Source organism: Paraburkholderia diazotrophica, from assembly GCF_900108945.1.
GTDB classification, from domain to species: Bacteria; Pseudomonadota; Gammaproteobacteria; order Burkholderiales; family Burkholderiaceae; genus Paraburkholderia; species Paraburkholderia diazotrophica.
Window position 1 is genome coordinate 73,875 of sequence record NZ_FNYE01000010.1, and the last position, 15,226, is coordinate 89,100.

Here is a 15,226-nt window from a genome sequence, read left to right on the forward strand (position 1 = left end):
CAGGCATGAATGTCGCAAGCGATCGGTGTGAATGCTCTCGCACGAGCCATGCGCATCGCGCGCACGGTCCGTAGCCCGACAGTGGGCTGATCGAGAGGCGTCGCACTCTGTATCGCAAACTGAACAACCTGGCTGCATGATCGATGATGACGACGACGACCCACATACGCCATACCGATACCGATACCGATGATGCCCCCGCCTCGGCCCGCTTCGCGTGGACGATCACAGGCTCCGGGCACGGGCTGGCCGAATCGCTCGACATCGCGGCCAGGCTGCTGCCCCACGTCGATCTGTTCCTGTCGCGCGCGGCAGAAGAAGTGCTGCCGTTATACAAGCTCGATCTCGCGCAATTGAAGGCGCGCTTTCGCGTGTTCCGCGATAACAGCGCGAGCGCCGTGCCCGTCGGCATGCTGTACGACGCGGGCCGCTATCACACGGTTGTCATTGCACCCGCCACCAGCAATACAGTTGCCAAATGCGCGTTCGGCATCGCCGATACGTTGCCGACCAACATGTTCGCGCAGGCCGGCAAGCTCGGCATTCCGGGCATCGTATTCGCGTGCGACACAGAGCCCGTCGTCGTCACCAGGAGTCCGCTTGACTGGGTAGAGCTGCGGCCACGCAATATCGAACTCGATAACGTCGAGCGATTGACGCAGATCGATCATTGCCAGGTCGTGCGCTCGCTCGACGAATTGCGCGCGGCACTCGACGCGCGCGTTGCCGAAAGCCGCACGACGTGCTGTGCGAGCGTCTGATGGAGCACATCGTCTTTCTCACCGGCCGCCTCGCCCAGCCCGCGCTCGAACGCGTGCTGCACAGCCTCGCGCCCACGCCTTTCAGTTGGGAGATACGCGAGATCGGCCTGCAGGTCGCGGCGTTGATGACGGCGGACATGATCCGCCGCCGCGTCGCAGCCCCGCTCGCGGCCGATCGCATGATCGTTCCCGGCCGATGCCGTGGCGATCTCGATGCGCTGTCCGCGCACTATGGCATTCCGGTCCAGCGCGGGCCAGATGAACTGAAGGATCTGCCCGGCTGGTTCGACCGCACGGCCCGCCCGGTGGATCTGTCGAAGCACGATATCGCGATCTTCGCGGAGATCGTCGATGCGCCGCATCTCAGTGTCGATGCGATCTGTGCACGCGCGGCCTCGCTTGCTGCTGATGGCGCGGATGTGATCGATCTCGGTTGCCTGCCCGCTACGCCGTTTCCTCATCTGGCCGACACGATCCGCGCACTGAAGGCGCAAGGGTTCAAGGTCAGCGTCGATTCGATGGACGTCAAGGAACTGGTGCGCGGCGGCCGCGCGGGTGCGGACTATCTGTTGAGCCTGACGGCCGACACGCTGTGGGTGCTCAACGAAATCGACGCGACGCCCGTGCTGATTCCGCGCCAGCCCGGCGACGAAGCATCGCTGTACCGCGCGATCGATACGATGCTGCAAAATGGCCGGCCGTTTCTCGCCGATCCGATACTCGATCCGCTGCCCTTCGGGCTGCTGAAGTCGCTGACGCGCTATCAACGGCTGCGCGAGCGCTATCCCGATGCACCGATCCTGATGGGCACGGGCAACGTCACGGAACTCACGGAAGCCGATACCAGCGGCATGCACGCGTTGCTGCTTGGCATCGGTGTCGAACTGAACATCGCGGGCATTCTCACGACGCAGGTCAGCGGCCATGCGCGTTGCGCGATACGCGAAGCCGATGTCGCGCGCCGCATGATGCTCGCGGCCCGCGAGCATCAGACGCTGCCCAAGGGCTTCACCCATCAGCTGATGACGGTGCACGCCAAACATCCCTTTCCCGATACGCCCGAAGAGATCGCGGCGACGGCCGCGGCGATCCGCGATCCGAATTTTCGCGTCCAGGTGTCGACGGACGGCATCCACGCGTACAACCGCGACGGCCATCATGTCGCCACCGATGCGTTTGCGCTCTGGCCGCATCTGCGGCTCGAAGCGGACGGCGCGCACGCTTTTTACATGGGCGTCGAACTCGCGCGCGCGGAACTCGCCTGGCGGCTCGGAAAGCGCTATAGCCAGGATCAGCCACTCGAATGGGGATGCGCAATCCCGCGCGACGCAACCAGCCTGCTCACGCAATGCGCGCCCGGCACCACTCGCAGAAAGGAAGCCTGACGATGATCCACGAAACCGTAGTCACGACGGTAACGCCCGACGGCACGCCGCACATCGCACCGATGGGCGTGCGCCATGAAGGCGACACGTTCGTCCTGATGCCGTTTCTGCCGTCGGCCACCTACGACAACGTTGTGTTGACGGGCTGCGCCGTCGTCAACTTCACGACGGACGTCCGCGTGTTCGCTGGCTGCGTCACGGGCCGCCGCGCATGGCCGACGGTCCCTGTCCACAAGGTGCCGTGCGTGCGGCTCGACGATACGCTCGCGCATGCCGAGCTGCGCCTCGTCTCGATCAATGGCGACCCGCAGCGCCCGGCGCTCGTCATGCAATGCATCGCCCTGTGCACGGATGCGCCGTTCACCGGCTTCAACCGCGCGCAGGCCGCTGTGATCGAAGGGGCGGTGCTGGTCAGCCGGCTCGCGATGTTGCCGCACGAGAAGATCGAGTCGGAAATTGCCTACCTTTCCATTGCCATCGGCAAGACGGCCGGTCCGCGCGAACAGCAGGCGTGGCAATGGCTGATGGAGGCAGTGAACGTCTTTTACGCGAGATCGGCTGCGGCCGCTCGAGTCTCAACCGAGGAGGCCTTATGATCCGTATGCTCGCCAGTGTGCGCAATCTCGACGAAGCGCGCGAAGCCGCCAGCGCCGGCGCCGATCTGATCGATCTGAAAGAGCCGGCGGCGGGCGCGCTCGGCGCCGTTTCCGCGCCCCGGATCGCGCATCTCGTACAGTCGCTGCGCGCGGAACATCCACAGTTGCCCATCAGCGCGGCCATCGGCGATCTGCTGCCTGGAGACGACGCATCGCTCGAATTTCGCGCGTCACAGGCGGGACGTTGCGGCGTCGACTATGTGAAGGCAGGCGTTCCTGCCGACAGCGCTTCATTCGATACCGCGTGCCGAACCCTCACGTATATGCGCGGCCTTCACTGGAACATGGTGCCCGTGCTGCTGGTCGACAACGGCCTCGATCTGCGGGTAGTCGAACACGCGTGCGAACTGCGTTTTGCAGGGGTGATGGTCGATACGGCCAGCAAGAAGCGTGGGAATCTTTTTCAATGCGTGCCGCTTGCCGTGCTCGACAGCATGGTGCAGATCGCGCGCGTGCACGATGTGATGGCGGGGCTGGCGGGTGCGCTGCTCGGCAAGCATGTGCCGTTGATCCGCGCCCTGAGTCCCGACATCGCCGGTTTCCGGACGGCACTGTGCGATGGCCCGCGCACCGGCCGGCTCAATGCCGCACGCGTGCGCGATCTGCGTGCACTCCTCGCGGGGTCGACACATACGGCAAACCCCGCGACACATCCAGCCACCAACGATCCCGGCTTCGAAGTCGCCGCTCAGTCCGCGGTTGCATGAAGCAGCCGGTCGCGTACGCGCGACGCGTCGTTCCTGTTGACGAGATCGACGGGATACGACGCGTCGCGCGTGAAGCCGGCAAATGACGGGTCGACGATGCCGAGCGCCGCGTAGTCGTCGATCGAACACGCCGGTTCGATCTCGCACGACTTCACGATCACCAGACGCTCTGCATTGAGCCGGTTCGCGAGCCATGCGGCGAGACTGTCGGAGGTCACGTCCCAGCTGGTCAGCCGGTTGGCTTCCTGAAACAGCAGATCGAGCGGCGCCCACACGGCGACGCGGCCCGCGTGCAACGCGGCGCGAATCTGCGCGTCTGTCGCGGCGATCACGAGACGCCGGCACAGGCCGTGCATCATCACCGCGTATTGCGCCATCCCAAGCACGGCCATGTTGTGCGCGGCGACGTCGTCGAAACGCCAGATGTCCTGATGCTCGCGTGCCTCGTCCGCGAATCCGCCACCGCCCGGCACGATCACGACCCGTCCGCGGCCGAACTCGCTCAGATGCGCGAGCCATTCTCCCAGCAACGGATCGCGGCTCAGACTGCCACCGATCTTGACCACCCACATAGGCGCTCCGTATGCGCAAGTGCTGAGGTTTCAAACGTTCGCGTCGGCAGTGCAACGTTCGTCCGCACGCAGCAGCGCGACAGCCACGGCGGGCGCGCAGACCTGTGCCCAGCGCGCGGCCGCATCGTCGGCTTGCGTGAGCGAAGCAAACGTGATCACGTCGCGCCCGAACTGGGTCGCCAGTTCATCCGCGAGGAACGCGCCGCAGCCTGCCGATACGAGCACGACGTCATGTGCGAGGCCGACGCGTCCGAGCACCTGCGCGAGATTCGTCGACAGATGCGCAAGCTGCGCGTTGCGCCATTCGCGGGCGAAGCTGTCCCAATCCGCCATCGACGCATCGCGTGCATCGCGCCCGATCATGCGGGCAAGACGCTGGCAACTCGCGATGCGGTCCTTCGCGGCACCGTCGGCGGCGGGATGCTGATCGTGCAGCGGATCGAGTTCGCCCGTCAGCCGGTACACATCGGCCGTCGTCGCGAACAGCTCGTTCATCACGTTGTGCGGCTCGCCGCGAAAGCGGATGCGCTGCGAGAGCGCGCACAACGGCGTGCGCACGACGCCCTGATACACGAGCTCACGCGATCTGAGCCGCCCTGCGTCGTCCATCCCGCGCGAGACGAGCACGCCGTCGCGGATCGCGATGAAATCCGTGGTGGTGCTGCCGATATCGACGAGCACGGCGGCGGGCACGCGCGCCGCGATCAATGCCGCCGTCGCATGCCAGTTCGCAGACGCAACATCGGCCCAATGGTCCGCGACGGTTTCGTACGGCTGCCATCCCGAGCGCCCTGCGTAGAACGACGCGCGCTGACCGAAACGGCTCGCAAACCTCTGCGCCAACGCTGCAACACCTGCCTCGCGGTTGGCAAAAATGTCCGCCATTTCGCCGCTCATCGTCACCGCATGTTCGGCGTCGCCATGATCGGGCCAGCGTTGCGCCGCTGCGTCGAATACGGCATCCAGATTCGCGACGCCTTGCCAGAGCGGACAGACCCATTGCCTCACGTCGCACACGCGCCCCGCCTCGACGCGAGCCGCCTTCACATGCGCGCCGCCGATGTCCCAGCCAATCACGAGGTCACGCGGCATAACGTCTCCGTTTGAAGTCATCGCCCAGTCCGAAGTGTTCCGCGACCACGCTTGCGGCGATGTTGATATCGAGGACGCCGGCAAGCGCGGGGTAGGCGCACGTCGCGCGCGGATTGATTTCGATCACGACGGGGCCGCGTCGAGGATGCCACACCAGATCGACGCCGACGAACCCGGCAAGCCCCGGCAGCGCGCGCGCCACACGCGCGGCGAGCGACCGGCACGTCGACGCCTTTTCGCTCGACAACGAAACGGCGTTCGCCGTCAGTCCTTCGTAGGCGACCTGTCCATCATATACGCCGATATGTTGCCGGTTGATGCCGAGAAGCTCGGCATGACCGCGCGCGCAAAGCAGCGAAAGACTGAGCGCATCGCCGCTGATCCACTCTTCGAGCGTGACACGCTCGCGCGCCGCGGCACGGCGCAGGAAAACATATTCGGCCATCCGATAGTCGTGAAAGAAAACAGTATCGACGGCACCCGCACCATCGTCGGGTTTGACGACCCAGGCGCTGGCGTTCCTCGCGACTTCGAGGGGCGCTTTCACCGACCACGCGCGCGGCGTCGCGATGCCAGCCCGCGCGAGATAGCGTGCCGTGCGTCGCTTGCTGCTCGCGATATGCAGCGTCGCCGCGTCGCAGCCGATCCATCGTGAAGGATCGACGGCCTCGCACAACGTGCTCAACACGCCGTCCGTCTCGGGCGCGATCACCCATACGGCGTCGTGACGGCGCGCTTCGGCTGCGAGAAAGCGCGATGGCGGTATCGCAAACGGCGCGGGACACCATTCGATTGCGAGCGCTGTGTCCGTCGCGTCGTGCGCTTCATCATGGCCGGCCACGCAGGTCAGCGCGACGTGGCCGGAACGCACCAGATCGCGCGCAACGGCGTCGCGCATCGCCCTGCCCTGCATCCGCAGTTCCGCTGACACCCATCGATCGGCGAAACCATTGCCGCTGAGATATTCGTACAACAGGATCTTCTTCATCGCTCGCTTCCGTGCAGGTCATTGCGCTTCGCGTTCGGCACATTCATGTTCCATGCCACCGATCGGCGTGCTGGTGCGTGCAATGGCGCTCCCGCCGGCCTCGCCGTTCGCGATCACACGACGCGTGACAGTCTGCATCGCGCGCGGCGCAAAACACATCGAATGCGAGCTTTGCATTGCTGCGGCTGGAATCGCGCAGGCTGTGGCAATCAAACGCACGATGCCGCTTCGCCGCCGATGGCATATGAGTTGCTGACAGCCGGTCATGACCTCGATCAGTTCTCTTACCTCCTGGACATGTCCGTTCTGTCCGCTGTTATGCGATCGGCTTTCGGTCGGCACCGACGCGACGCTGACGCTGAACGGCACCGACTGTCCGCGTGCCGCTCGCTCGCTTGCGCAGTTCGGCACACGTCCCGCTCAGTCGCAGCCGATGCACGACGGCAAACCCTTGCCTGTCGACGACGCGATCCACGTCGCGGCTCAATGGCTAGGCGTTGCCAGGCAGCCGTTGTTCGCGGGCATGGCCACCGATGTGGCTGGCACGCGCGCGCTATATCGGCTCGCTAACGCGAGCGCTGCGATCATCGATCACGCACATGGCCGCTCGCTGATGCGCACCCTCACGGCGATGCAGGATCGTGGCGCGTTCACGACCACGCTATCCGAAGTGCGCGCGCGCTCGGACCTGATCGTCTGTTTCGCGTCGACACCCACGGCGAGATACCCGGACTTCTTCAAGCGCTGCGGGATCGGCGTAAAGCCTGCCGATGCAACGGGTCCCGTGCGGCGCGACGTGATATTCGTCGGCAGCGATGTCGATGCGGACCTCGCACGCATCGCGCAGCCAGCAACGGTTTCGCAACGCGCGATTGCGTTGCAAGGCGATCTGTACGAGACGGTTGCGCTGCTGAACACGCGGATCGATCAGCTTCTGAAAGACAGGCCAATGCCGGGCAACGCGGCCGCGCTCGAATCGTTAGCCGCCCGGATGCTTGCGGCGCGTTACGTCACGCTCGTCTGGAATACGGCCGATCTGCCCGGCGATCATGCGGCACTGCTGGTCGAAGCACTGGATCGTCTCGCCAAGTCGATCAACGTCAAGACGCGCGCGGGCACGCTCGCGCTCGGCGGAGAAGACGGCGCGGCCACCGTCAACCAGACGCTGACGTGGATGTCGGGTCTGCCGCTGCGCACGGGCATTCATCGGACCGGTCTCGAACACGATCCGCATCGCTATGACACGGCACGGCTGCTCGACGAGCATGCCGTCGATACGCTCGTGTGGATCGCCAGTTTCAGCGCCGACCTGCCGCCGCCGCACACCGACATGCCGACGATCGTGCTCGGTCATCCGCGCCTCGCGTCAGTGTGCGCGGATCGCCGGGGGCCGACGCTGTTCATTCCCGTATCGACACCGGGCATTGGTTCCGCCGGTCATCTGTTCCGCGCGGACGGCGGTGTCGTGCTGCCGCTCGTGCCCATCTATGACGATACGTTGCCGACTGTCGCGCACGTCGCCGGACAGATCGCACGATCTCACGCTGCGCTTCAATCCACTGCGCGATCCGTTGCGTCCGCGCCATTTGCGCCTTCCGCGCCAAAGGAGCCCGCCCGATGAGCACGTTCCGCTTGCGCGGTGGCCGCGTGTTCGACCCCGCTTCGCGCATCGAAGGGCAGATCAGGGACATCTGCGTGCGCGACGGCAAGATCGTCGAGCTGCATGGACACGAGCCCGTCGATCGCGAATACCACGCGTCGGGCATGATCGTCATGGCGGGCGGCATCGACATGCACTCGCATATCGGCGGCGGCAAGGTCAATCTCGCACGCGTGCTGATGCCGGAAGATCATCGCGGCCGCAGCGCGTCCGACAATCCGCTCGAACTCGCCTCGTGCGGCGACTGCACGCCGGGCACTTTCGCAACGGGCTATCGGTACGCGGAGATGGGCTATACGGCCGCGTTCGAGCCGGCGATGATCGCATCGAACGCGCGTCACACGCACCTCGAAATGGGCGACACGCCGATCATCGACCACGGCGCCTATGTGATGCTCGGCAACGACGACCTGTTCCTGCGGATGCTGGCCGAGCACGCCGACTACGAGCGCATGCGCGATTACGTCGGCTGGTCGATCAACGCGAGCCGCGCGCTCGGCGTGAAGGTCGTCAACCCCGGCGGCATTTCGGCGTTCAAGTTCAACCAGCGCAGCCTCGATGTCGACGAGCATCATGTCCACTACGGGATCACGCCGCGCGACGTGCTGCATGTGCTCTCGCGCGCGCTCACCGACCTCGGCGTGCCGCATCCGTTGCATATTCATGCGAGCAATCTCGGCGTGCCTGGCAATATCGATTCGACGCTCGCCACCATCGACGCGCTGGAAGGTCTGCCCGGCCATCTCACGCACATCCAGTTCCACAGCTACGGTAACGACGGACCGAAGAAATTTTCGTCGGCGGCGCATCGCATCGCCGAGGCGGTCAATGCGAATCCCAACGTCTCGATCGACGTCGGCCAGATCATGTTCGGTCAGACGGTGACGGCATCGGGCGACACGATGAAGCAGGTCAGACAGGCCGCGTTCGCATCGCCGCGCAAGTGGATTGCGGGCGATATCGAATGCGATGCGGGCTGTGGCGTCGTACCGTTTCGCTACCGCGAGACGAGCTATGTCAACGCACTGCAATGGACAATCGGTCTCGAACTGTTCCTGCTGGTGAAGAACCCGTGGCAGATCACGCTCACGACCGATCATCCGAACGGCGGTCCCTTCACCAGCTACCCGCATCTGATCCGCCTGCTGATGGACAAATCGTTCCGCGACGAACAACTGGCGAAGCTTCATCCCGATGTCGCCACGCAATCGCCGCTTGCGAGCCTCACACGCGAACTCGATCTCAACGAAATCGCGATCCTGACGCGCGCCGCGCCTGCCCGCCTGCTGGGCCTCGCGGATCGCGGGCGGCTCGACACGGGGGCGGCCGCCGACATCGCCGTGTACCGCGAGCATCCCGACCGCGAAGCGATGTTCCGCGCGCCGGCCTTCGTGTTCAAGGACGGCGAACTGGTTGCGCGCGAAGGGCGCATCGTCGCGACGCCTGTGGGCGGCACCCATTACGTCGAGCCCGAGTTTGATCGCTCGATCGAAAAGGTGATCGAAGACTACGGCGACGCCTATCTCGCGACCAACCTTCGGCGCGCGCCCATCAGCCGCGATGAACTTTGCCTGTGCGGCAACGGCGGACGTCTGCTGCCCGCCGCGTGCGGCATACACCGACAACCGCGTGCGGAGTCTGCGTCATGAGCATCGCGTCATCCGACACGGCACCCGTTGCCGAACGGCCGGCTGCGCCGCGCATCGTGCGCGGCATCTCGATCGACGACACGTTCGCCGAAGCATTTCCGATGAAGGCGACGCGCCTCATCGTGACGGCGCGCGATGCCACGTGGGCGCGCAACGCGGCCATCGCGGCAACCGGCTTTGCGACATCCGTGATTGCATGCGGATGCGAGGCAGGCATCGAGCGCGAGCTGCCGCGCGACGAGACACCCGACGGACGGCCCGGCGTCGCGCTGCTGCTCTTTTCGATGTCCGGCAAGGAACTCGCGAAACAGGTCGAGCGTCGCGTCGGACAGTGCGTGCTAACCTGCCCGACGACGGCCGTGTTCGGCGGCATCTCGGAGGGCGAGCCCATCGCGCTCGGCAAGAATCTGCGCTTCTTCGGCGACGGCTGGCAGATCGCGAAGCTGATTGACGGCAAGCGCTTCTGGCGCGTCCCCGTGATGGACGGCGAATTCGTCGCGGAGGAAACGACGTCCGTCGTCAAGGGCGTGGGCGGCGGCAATCTGCTCTTCCTCGCGCGCGATACGGACGCCGCGCTCGTGGCTGCGCAGACCGCCGTGCAGGCGATGCGCAACGTGCCGAACGTAATCCTGCCGTTTCCGGGCGGCGTCGTGCGCTCGGGATCGAAGGTCGGCTCGAAGTACGCGGCGTTGCCCGCTTCGACCAACGACGCATTCTGCCCCGGCCTCGCTGAACTCGCGCAACGCACGGAACTCGATACGGACGTGCGCAGCGTGCTCGAAATCGTGATCGACGGATTGAGCGAGTCGGACGTGGCCGAGGCCATGCGCGTCGGCATCGACGCCGCGACGGGCGCGAAGGCTGGCGTGGAAAACGGTCTGGTGCGAATCTCCGCAGGCAACTACGGCGGCAAGCTCGGGCCGTTTCACTTCCATCTGCATCAGTTGTGCGATCCGTTGTCCGAGCCGCCGGAGGGCCGATGAAGCGCATCACGTTACGCCTGAAGCACGCGCCCGCGTTGCGCATCGATGCGCGCGAGCTTCTGCCCGCACGGCTCGCGCAGCTCGATGCGGGTGCAATCAGTGCGATCACGCTTTGGCATGGCCGCGAGCGGATCAGTGTCGGCGACCTGTTCGCGGTCGAGATCGGCGAAACGAAGCGCGACGCCGCGCAACTCGTGTTCGAAGGCGATATGCAGCGCTTCGACCGGCTCGGCTCTCGCATGGATGCGGGCCATATCCTCGTCGACGGCAATGCGGGCGACTATGCAGGCACGCAGATGCGCGCGGGGACGATCATCGTCGAAGGTCATTGCGGCGACTTTACTGCGTGTGAACTGTCGGGCGGGCGTATCGAGATTCGCGGCAATACGGGCGATTTCGCGGGCGCCGCGCTGCCGGGCGACATGGACGGCATGCGCGGCGGCACGCTGGTGATTCACGGAGACGCGGGCGCGCGGCTCGGCGATCGCATGCGTCGCGGAACGGTCGTGGTCTTCGGCTCGGTGGGCGCGTTCGTCGCGTCGCGGATGGTCGCGGGCACCATCGCCATCGCGGGCGGCATCGGCGAACATCCCGCTTACGGGATGCGGCGCGGCTCCCTGTTGCTGCTCGATCCCGGTTGGCCCGCGACCCAGCGCTTCGCCGAAAACAGCAGCGATATCGACGTGTTCTGGCGGCTGCTCGTGCCGACCCTCGCGCGCGAGGGCGGTGCGTTTGCGATGCTGTCTCGCGATCAGGCGCCCCGGCGGCTGCGCGGCGATGTATCGGTTCAGGGCAAGGGAGAAATCCTGCTGCCCGGCTAAGCCTCCATCAAGACGTGCTCGCCCGCCTCGTGCGCGCCGCTCATCAGGCTCTCCCTGAACGCTGACGCGGCAGCCGAAAGCTGCTTGCTCTCGCGATGCACCAGGTACAGATACCGGACGATCGGAAAGTGCTCGACGTCGAGCACCTTGAGCCGCAGCGTTTCGAGTTCGGCCATGATCGTCGCAAGCGGAACGACTGACAGACCCATGCCCGCCTGCACGGCCCATTTGACGGCCTCGTTGCTGCTCACTTCCATGCCCGGACGAAAACTGATGCGGTGTTCGGCAAAGAAGCGCTCCATCGCGCGGCGCGTGCCGGAACCGGACTCTCGCACGAGGAACGTTTCGCGTTCCAGCGCATCGAGCGCGATACGGCGCTCGCGCACGAGCGCATGATCGGGCGGCGCGATCATCACGAGCGGATTTTTCGCCACACGCATGGCAGCGAGCCCCTGGCCTTCGGGCGGAAGTCCCATGATCGCGAGATCCGTCTGGTTGCTCGCGAGTTCGTTCAGCACGCACTCCCTGTTGCCGACCGACAGGCTCACCCTCACGCCCGGAAACGCCCGCGTGAACTTCGCGATCAGCTGAAGCGCGAGCGGGTTCGTCGTGCCGCTCACGAGCGACACCTTCAGCTTGCCCTGCTTCATGTCGCGCAGCTGGTCGAGTGATTCTTCGAGGACCGACAACTGTTGCTGGAGCAGCCGCGTATGGCTGTACAGCTCCTTGCCCGCCGCGGTCAGGAAGACGCGCCGCCCGATCTGCTCGAACAGCGGCATGCCGATGGTCGTTTCGAGCTGCTTCAGTTGCGACGAAACGCCGGGTTGCGTCAGATGAAGCTCCTCGGCTGCGCGCGAAAAGCTCAGGTGGCGCGCGCTCGCTTCGAAAACCCGTAGCTGACGCAAAGTCAGATGCAGCATCTCGCTCCCTACCTCCCAAACGCTCGGCCAAAACGGCTTGATTTCACGCCTCAACTGTATCAGCCGGGTCTACGTCCGCAATGCCCAAGAGGAGGTACTCCGCGAGGCGCCACGCCCGTCCCGCAAGGCTCACAAGCGAGGTTATGGGTCGGATAAGTAACCCGAATGAGTGTTTTGGGCGGCGCGCCTCTACCATCGTTTCAACAGGAATGCCAAACGGAAGAAGCACAGGGAAGAAACACACGGACGAACACACGGAAACAAACGGACGAAAGAGAGGTTCACTCATGTTCAGCTACAAAAACACGCTCGCCGTCACCGACCCGGAATTGCGCCATGCGATCGCAGCGGAAACGCAGCGTCAACAGGACCACATCGAACTGATTGCATCGGAAAACTACACGTCGCCCGCCGTGCTCGAAGCACAGGGATCGCAGCTGACCAACAAGTATGCGGAGGGCTATCCGGGCCGCCGCTATTACGGCGGATGCGAACACGTCGACGTCGTCGAGCAGCTTGCAATCGACCGCGCGAAGCAGCTGTTCAACGCCGACTATGCGAACGTGCAGCCGCATTCGGGATCGCAGGCGAATCAGGCTGTGTATCTGTCCGCGCTGAAACCCGGCGACACCATTCTCGGCATGTCGCTCGCGCACGGCGGACACCTTACGCATGGCGCGTCGGTGAACGTCAGCGGCAAGCTGTTCAACGCCGTGTCGTACGGCCTCAATCCCGATACGGAAGAAATCGACTACGACGAAGCACAGAAACTCGCGCAGACGCATCGGCCCCGCATGATCGTCGCGGGCGCGTCCGCGTACTCGCTCGTAATCGACTGGCAGCGTTTTCGCGCCATCGCCGACAGCGTGGGCGCGTCCCTGCTCGTCGATATGGCGCACTACGCGGGTCTCGTCGCGGCGGGACTTTATCCGAGCCCGGTCGGCATCGCGGACTATGTGACCACCACCACGCACAAGACGCTGCGCGGTCCGCGCGGCGGCCTGATTCTCGCCAGCGCGCAGAGAGCCAAGGCAATCGATTCGACGATTTTTCCCGGCATCCAGGGCGGCCCGCTGATGCATGTGATCGCGGGCAAGGCTGCCGCGCTGCGCGAAGCGATGACCGACGACTTCCGCAAATACCAGCAACAGGTGCTCGTCAACGCGCGGACCATCGCGCAGACGCTCCAGCAACGCGGCTTGCGGATCGTGTCGGGACGCACCGATTCGCACGTGTTCCTCGTCGACCTGCGCGCGAAGAACGTGACAGGCAAGGAGGCGGAAGCCGCGCTGGGCCGCGCGTTCATCACGGTCAACAAGAACGCGATTCCGAACGATCCGCAAAAGCCCTTCGTCACGAGCGGCGTGCGCATCGGCTCGCCCGCCATCACGACGCGCGGCCTGCGCGAAGCCGAAGCCGAACAGCTCGCGCATCTGATCGCCGATGTGCTCGACGCGCCGGGCAACGATCTCGTGATCCGCCGCACGGCCGATGCCGTGCTCGCGCTCACCGCGAGGTTCCGCGTCTATCGCGACGCACCGGACGCGCTGCGCCACGACACGCCCGCATCGCGGGACGACAGCGCGGCTGCAAGTCACACGGCCCGCTGAAATACGCAAGCCCTTCGAACGGATTCTCAAAGCCCATCACTCAAGGAGACAAACCATGTCGAATACTTCAGGCACGCGCATCCCCGGACGCAACATTCTCGCTGTCCCCGGTCCGACGAATATTCCCGACGCCGTGCAGCGCGCGATGGTCGTGTCGATGGAAGACCACCGCTCGACGAAGTTTCCCGAACTCGCGCATGGACTGCTCGCCGATCTGAAGAAGATCTATCGGACAGCCGAAGGCCAGCCGTTCATTTTCCCGTCGTCGGGCACGGGCGCATGGGAGGCGGCGCTCACGAACACGCTGTCGCCCGGCGACCGGGTGCTCGTGCCGCGCTTCGGCCAGTTCAGCCATCTGTGGGCCGACATGGCGCAGCGCCTGGGCTTCGATGTCGAGATTCTCGATGTCGACTGGGGCGAAGGCGTGCCCGTCGAACGGATCGCGGAGATCTTGAAGGCGGACCGCCAGCACACGATCAAGGGCATTCTCGCGTGCCACAACGAAACGGCAACGGGTGTGACGAGCGATATCGGCGCGCTGCGCCGCGCGATGGATGACGCAGGGCATCCCGCGTTGCTCTTCGTCGATGGCGTGAGCTCGATTGGCTGCATCGATTTCCGCATGGACGAATGGGGCGTCGATCTGGCCGTAACGGGCTCGCAGAAAGGCCTGATGCTGCCTGCTGGCCTCGGCATCCTGTGCGTGAGCCAGAAGGCGCTGAAGACCATCGCGCACGCGAAATCGCGCCGCTGCTACTTCGATCTCGCCGACATGGTGCGCGCCAACGCAACGGGCTATTTCCCGTACACGCCTGCCCTTTCGCTGATGTACGGGCTGCGCGCCGCGCTCGATCTGCTGTTCCAGGAAGGACTCGAAAACGTCTTCGCGCGGCATCACTATCTCGCGTCGGGCGTGCGCGCGGCCGTCACGGAAGGCTGGGGACTCGACGTGTGCGCGAAGGCACCGAAGTGGCACTCGGATACGGTGTCCGCGATCGTCGTGCCGGAAGGGTTCAACGCCGCACAGGTGATCGACACGGCGTATCGCCGCTACAACCTCGCGCTCGGCGCGGGTCTTTCGAAGGTGGCGGGCAAGGTGTTCCGCATCGGCCACCTCGGCGACCTGAACGAGCTGATGCTGACGAGCGCGATCGCGGGCGCTGAAATGGCGATGCTCGATGCCGGTATCGACGTGCGTCCGGGCAGCGGCGTCGGTGCGGCCGGGCAGTACTGGCGCACGCATGTGCCGGGCGCGCAGGCAGGGGCACAGGCGGCAACGCAGCCGGCCGCACAGCCCGCCGTGCGCCGCGTCGCCGCTGCCTGATCGCAGCGATCCCGGCGATCGCGGCGACCGATGCTCATGCCGATGCTCACGCATCGGGTCGCGATTCTTCACGCTCACATCACGGCACCCACGACATC

General features: G+C 65.2%; 15 protein-coding genes. 10 read left to right on the forward strand and 5 right to left on the reverse strand.

The window, feature by feature from the left end:
* The first annotated feature begins 146 nt into the window (after positions 1–146).
* The 4 genes from BMW76_RS15070 to BMW76_RS15085 are packed head-to-tail and all read left to right on the forward strand — an operon-like array spanning position 147 to position 3,509.
* Positions 147–761 carry a flavoprotein gene (locus BMW76_RS15070; RefSeq protein ID WP_218162538.1) on the forward strand — a complete coding sequence of 205 codons (615 nt, stop codon included), beginning with the start codon at positions 147–149 and terminating at the stop codon, positions 759–761.
* A complete protein-coding gene (locus tag BMW76_RS15075; protein WP_090866254.1) occupies positions 761–2,146 on the forward strand; it encodes a DUF6513 domain-containing protein in 1,386 nt (461 codons plus the stop codon). Before BMW76_RS15070 ends, BMW76_RS15075 begins: the two co-directional genes overlap by 1 nt.
* Before the next feature lie 2 nt (positions 2,147–2,148).
* Positions 2,149–2,742 (forward strand): DUF447 domain-containing protein, encoded by a 594-nt coding sequence (locus BMW76_RS15080; protein WP_090866256.1) that lies wholly within the window; start codon positions 2,149–2,151, stop codon positions 2,740–2,742.
* Positions 2,739–3,509 carry a (5-formylfuran-3-yl)methyl phosphate synthase gene (locus tag BMW76_RS15085; RefSeq protein WP_090866258.1) on the forward strand — a complete coding sequence of 257 codons (771 nt, stop codon included), beginning with the start codon at positions 2,739–2,741 and terminating at the stop codon, positions 3,507–3,509. Before BMW76_RS15080 ends, BMW76_RS15085 begins: the two co-directional genes overlap by 4 nt.
* On the opposite strand, the gene BMW76_RS15090 is transcribed toward BMW76_RS15085, so the two are convergent.
* From BMW76_RS15090 to BMW76_RS41140, 4 genes are read right to left on the reverse strand one after another with little or no spacing between them, the layout of a single operon-like run.
* Positions 3,491–4,081: an amino acid kinase family protein gene (locus tag BMW76_RS15090; RefSeq protein WP_090866260.1), complete on the reverse strand. Its 591-nt coding sequence runs from the start codon at positions 4,079–4,081 to the stop codon at positions 3,491–3,493. The two genes, BMW76_RS15085 and BMW76_RS15090, sit on opposite strands and share 19 nt — an antisense overlap.
* A gap of 30 nt (positions 4,082–4,111) precedes the next feature.
* Positions 4,112–5,173: a hydantoinase/oxoprolinase family protein gene (locus BMW76_RS15095; RefSeq protein WP_090866262.1), complete on the reverse strand. Its 1,062-nt coding sequence runs from the start codon at positions 5,171–5,173 to the stop codon at positions 4,112–4,114.
* On the reverse strand, positions 5,163–6,161 hold the full coding sequence (locus BMW76_RS15100) for an ATP-grasp domain-containing protein (RefSeq protein WP_090866264.1): 999 nt from the start codon (positions 6,159–6,161) through the stop codon (positions 5,163–5,165). Before BMW76_RS15100 ends, BMW76_RS15095 begins: the two co-directional genes overlap by 11 nt.
* A gap of 18 nt (positions 6,162–6,179) precedes the next feature.
* A complete protein-coding gene (locus tag BMW76_RS41140) occupies positions 6,180–6,530 on the reverse strand; it encodes a hypothetical protein (protein ID WP_177200388.1) in 351 nt (116 codons plus the stop codon).
* 64 nt (positions 6,531–6,594) lie between these two features.
* On the opposite strand from BMW76_RS41140, the gene BMW76_RS15110 reads away from it, so the two are divergent.
* From BMW76_RS15110 to BMW76_RS15125, 4 genes are read left to right on the forward strand one after another with little or no spacing between them, the layout of a single operon-like run.
* Positions 6,595–7,782 (forward strand): molybdopterin-binding domain-containing protein, encoded by a 1,188-nt coding sequence (locus BMW76_RS15110; protein ID WP_245763237.1) that lies wholly within the window; start codon positions 6,595–6,597, stop codon positions 7,780–7,782.
* A complete protein-coding gene (locus BMW76_RS15115) occupies positions 7,779–9,470 on the forward strand; it encodes a formylmethanofuran dehydrogenase subunit A (protein WP_090866270.1) in 1,692 nt (563 codons plus the stop codon). Before BMW76_RS15110 ends, BMW76_RS15115 begins: the two co-directional genes overlap by 4 nt.
* Positions 9,467–10,453, forward strand: a complete 987-nt coding sequence (fhcD, locus tag BMW76_RS15120) for a formylmethanofuran--tetrahydromethanopterin N-formyltransferase (RefSeq protein ID WP_090866272.1) — start codon at positions 9,467–9,469, stop codon at positions 10,451–10,453. Before BMW76_RS15115 ends, fhcD begins: the two co-directional genes overlap by 4 nt.
* On the forward strand, positions 10,450–11,274 hold the full coding sequence (locus BMW76_RS15125) for a formylmethanofuran dehydrogenase subunit C (protein WP_090866274.1): 825 nt from the start codon (positions 10,450–10,452) through the stop codon (positions 11,272–11,274). The genes fhcD and BMW76_RS15125 overlap by 4 nt, the downstream gene beginning before the upstream one ends.
* On the opposite strand, the gene BMW76_RS15130 is transcribed toward BMW76_RS15125, so the two are convergent.
* Complete coding sequence (locus tag BMW76_RS15130; RefSeq protein WP_090866276.1) at positions 11,271–12,194, reverse strand: LysR family transcriptional regulator; 924 nt, start codon at positions 12,192–12,194, stop codon at positions 11,271–11,273. The two genes, BMW76_RS15125 and BMW76_RS15130, sit on opposite strands and share 4 nt — an antisense overlap.
* A 287-nt stretch (positions 12,195–12,481) precedes the next feature.
* On the opposite strand from BMW76_RS15130, the gene glyA reads away from it, so the two are divergent.
* Positions 12,482–13,804 carry a serine hydroxymethyltransferase gene (gene glyA, locus BMW76_RS15135; protein WP_090866278.1) on the forward strand — a complete coding sequence of 441 codons (1,323 nt, stop codon included), beginning with the start codon at positions 12,482–12,484 and terminating at the stop codon, positions 13,802–13,804.
* A gap of 55 nt (positions 13,805–13,859) precedes the next feature.
* Positions 13,860–15,128, forward strand: coding sequence for an aminotransferase class V-fold PLP-dependent enzyme (locus BMW76_RS15140; protein ID WP_090866280.1), 1,269 nt, complete (start codon positions 13,860–13,862; stop codon positions 15,126–15,128).
* Positions 15,129–15,226 lie beyond the last annotated feature (98 nt).

What these genes read in the sequence shown, in the direction of transcription:
- BMW76_RS15070 (WP_218162538.1), top strand. Translation starts at nt 147, where the DNA reads ATGACGACGACGACCCACATACGCCATACCGATACCGATACCGATGAT.
- BMW76_RS15075 (WP_090866254.1), top strand. Translation starts at nt 761, where the DNA reads ATGGAGCACATCGTCTTTCTCACCGGCCGCCTCGCCCAGCCCGCGCTC.
- BMW76_RS15080 (WP_090866256.1), top strand. Translation starts at nt 2,149, where the DNA reads ATGATCCACGAAACCGTAGTCACGACGGTAACGCCCGACGGCACGCCG.
- BMW76_RS15085 (WP_090866258.1), top strand. Translation starts at nt 2,739, where the DNA reads ATGATCCGTATGCTCGCCAGTGTGCGCAATCTCGACGAAGCGCGCGAA.
- BMW76_RS15090 (WP_090866260.1), bottom strand. Translation starts at nt 4,081, where the DNA reads ATGTGGGTGGTCAAGATCGGTGGCAGTCTGAGCCGCGATCCGTTGCTG.
- BMW76_RS15095 (WP_090866262.1), bottom strand. Translation starts at nt 5,173, where the DNA reads ATGCCGCGTGACCTCGTGATTGGCTGGGACATCGGCGGCGCGCATGTG.
- BMW76_RS15100 (WP_090866264.1), bottom strand. Translation starts at nt 6,161, where the DNA reads ATGAAGAAGATCCTGTTGTACGAATATCTCAGCGGCAATGGTTTCGCC.
- BMW76_RS15110 (WP_245763237.1), top strand. Translation starts at nt 6,595, where the DNA reads ATGCACGACGGCAAACCCTTGCCTGTCGACGACGCGATCCACGTCGCG.
- BMW76_RS15115 (WP_090866270.1), top strand. Translation starts at nt 7,779, where the DNA reads ATGAGCACGTTCCGCTTGCGCGGTGGCCGCGTGTTCGACCCCGCTTCG.
- fhcD (WP_090866272.1), top strand. Translation starts at nt 9,467, where the DNA reads ATGAGCATCGCGTCATCCGACACGGCACCCGTTGCCGAACGGCCGGCT.
- BMW76_RS15125 (WP_090866274.1), top strand. Translation starts at nt 10,450, where the DNA reads ATGAAGCGCATCACGTTACGCCTGAAGCACGCGCCCGCGTTGCGCATC.
- BMW76_RS15130 (WP_090866276.1), bottom strand. Translation starts at nt 12,194, where the DNA reads ATGCTGCATCTGACTTTGCGTCAGCTACGGGTTTTCGAAGCGAGCGCG.
- glyA (WP_090866278.1), top strand. Translation starts at nt 12,482, where the DNA reads ATGTTCAGCTACAAAAACACGCTCGCCGTCACCGACCCGGAATTGCGC.
- BMW76_RS15140 (WP_090866280.1), top strand. Translation starts at nt 13,860, where the DNA reads ATGTCGAATACTTCAGGCACGCGCATCCCCGGACGCAACATTCTCGCT.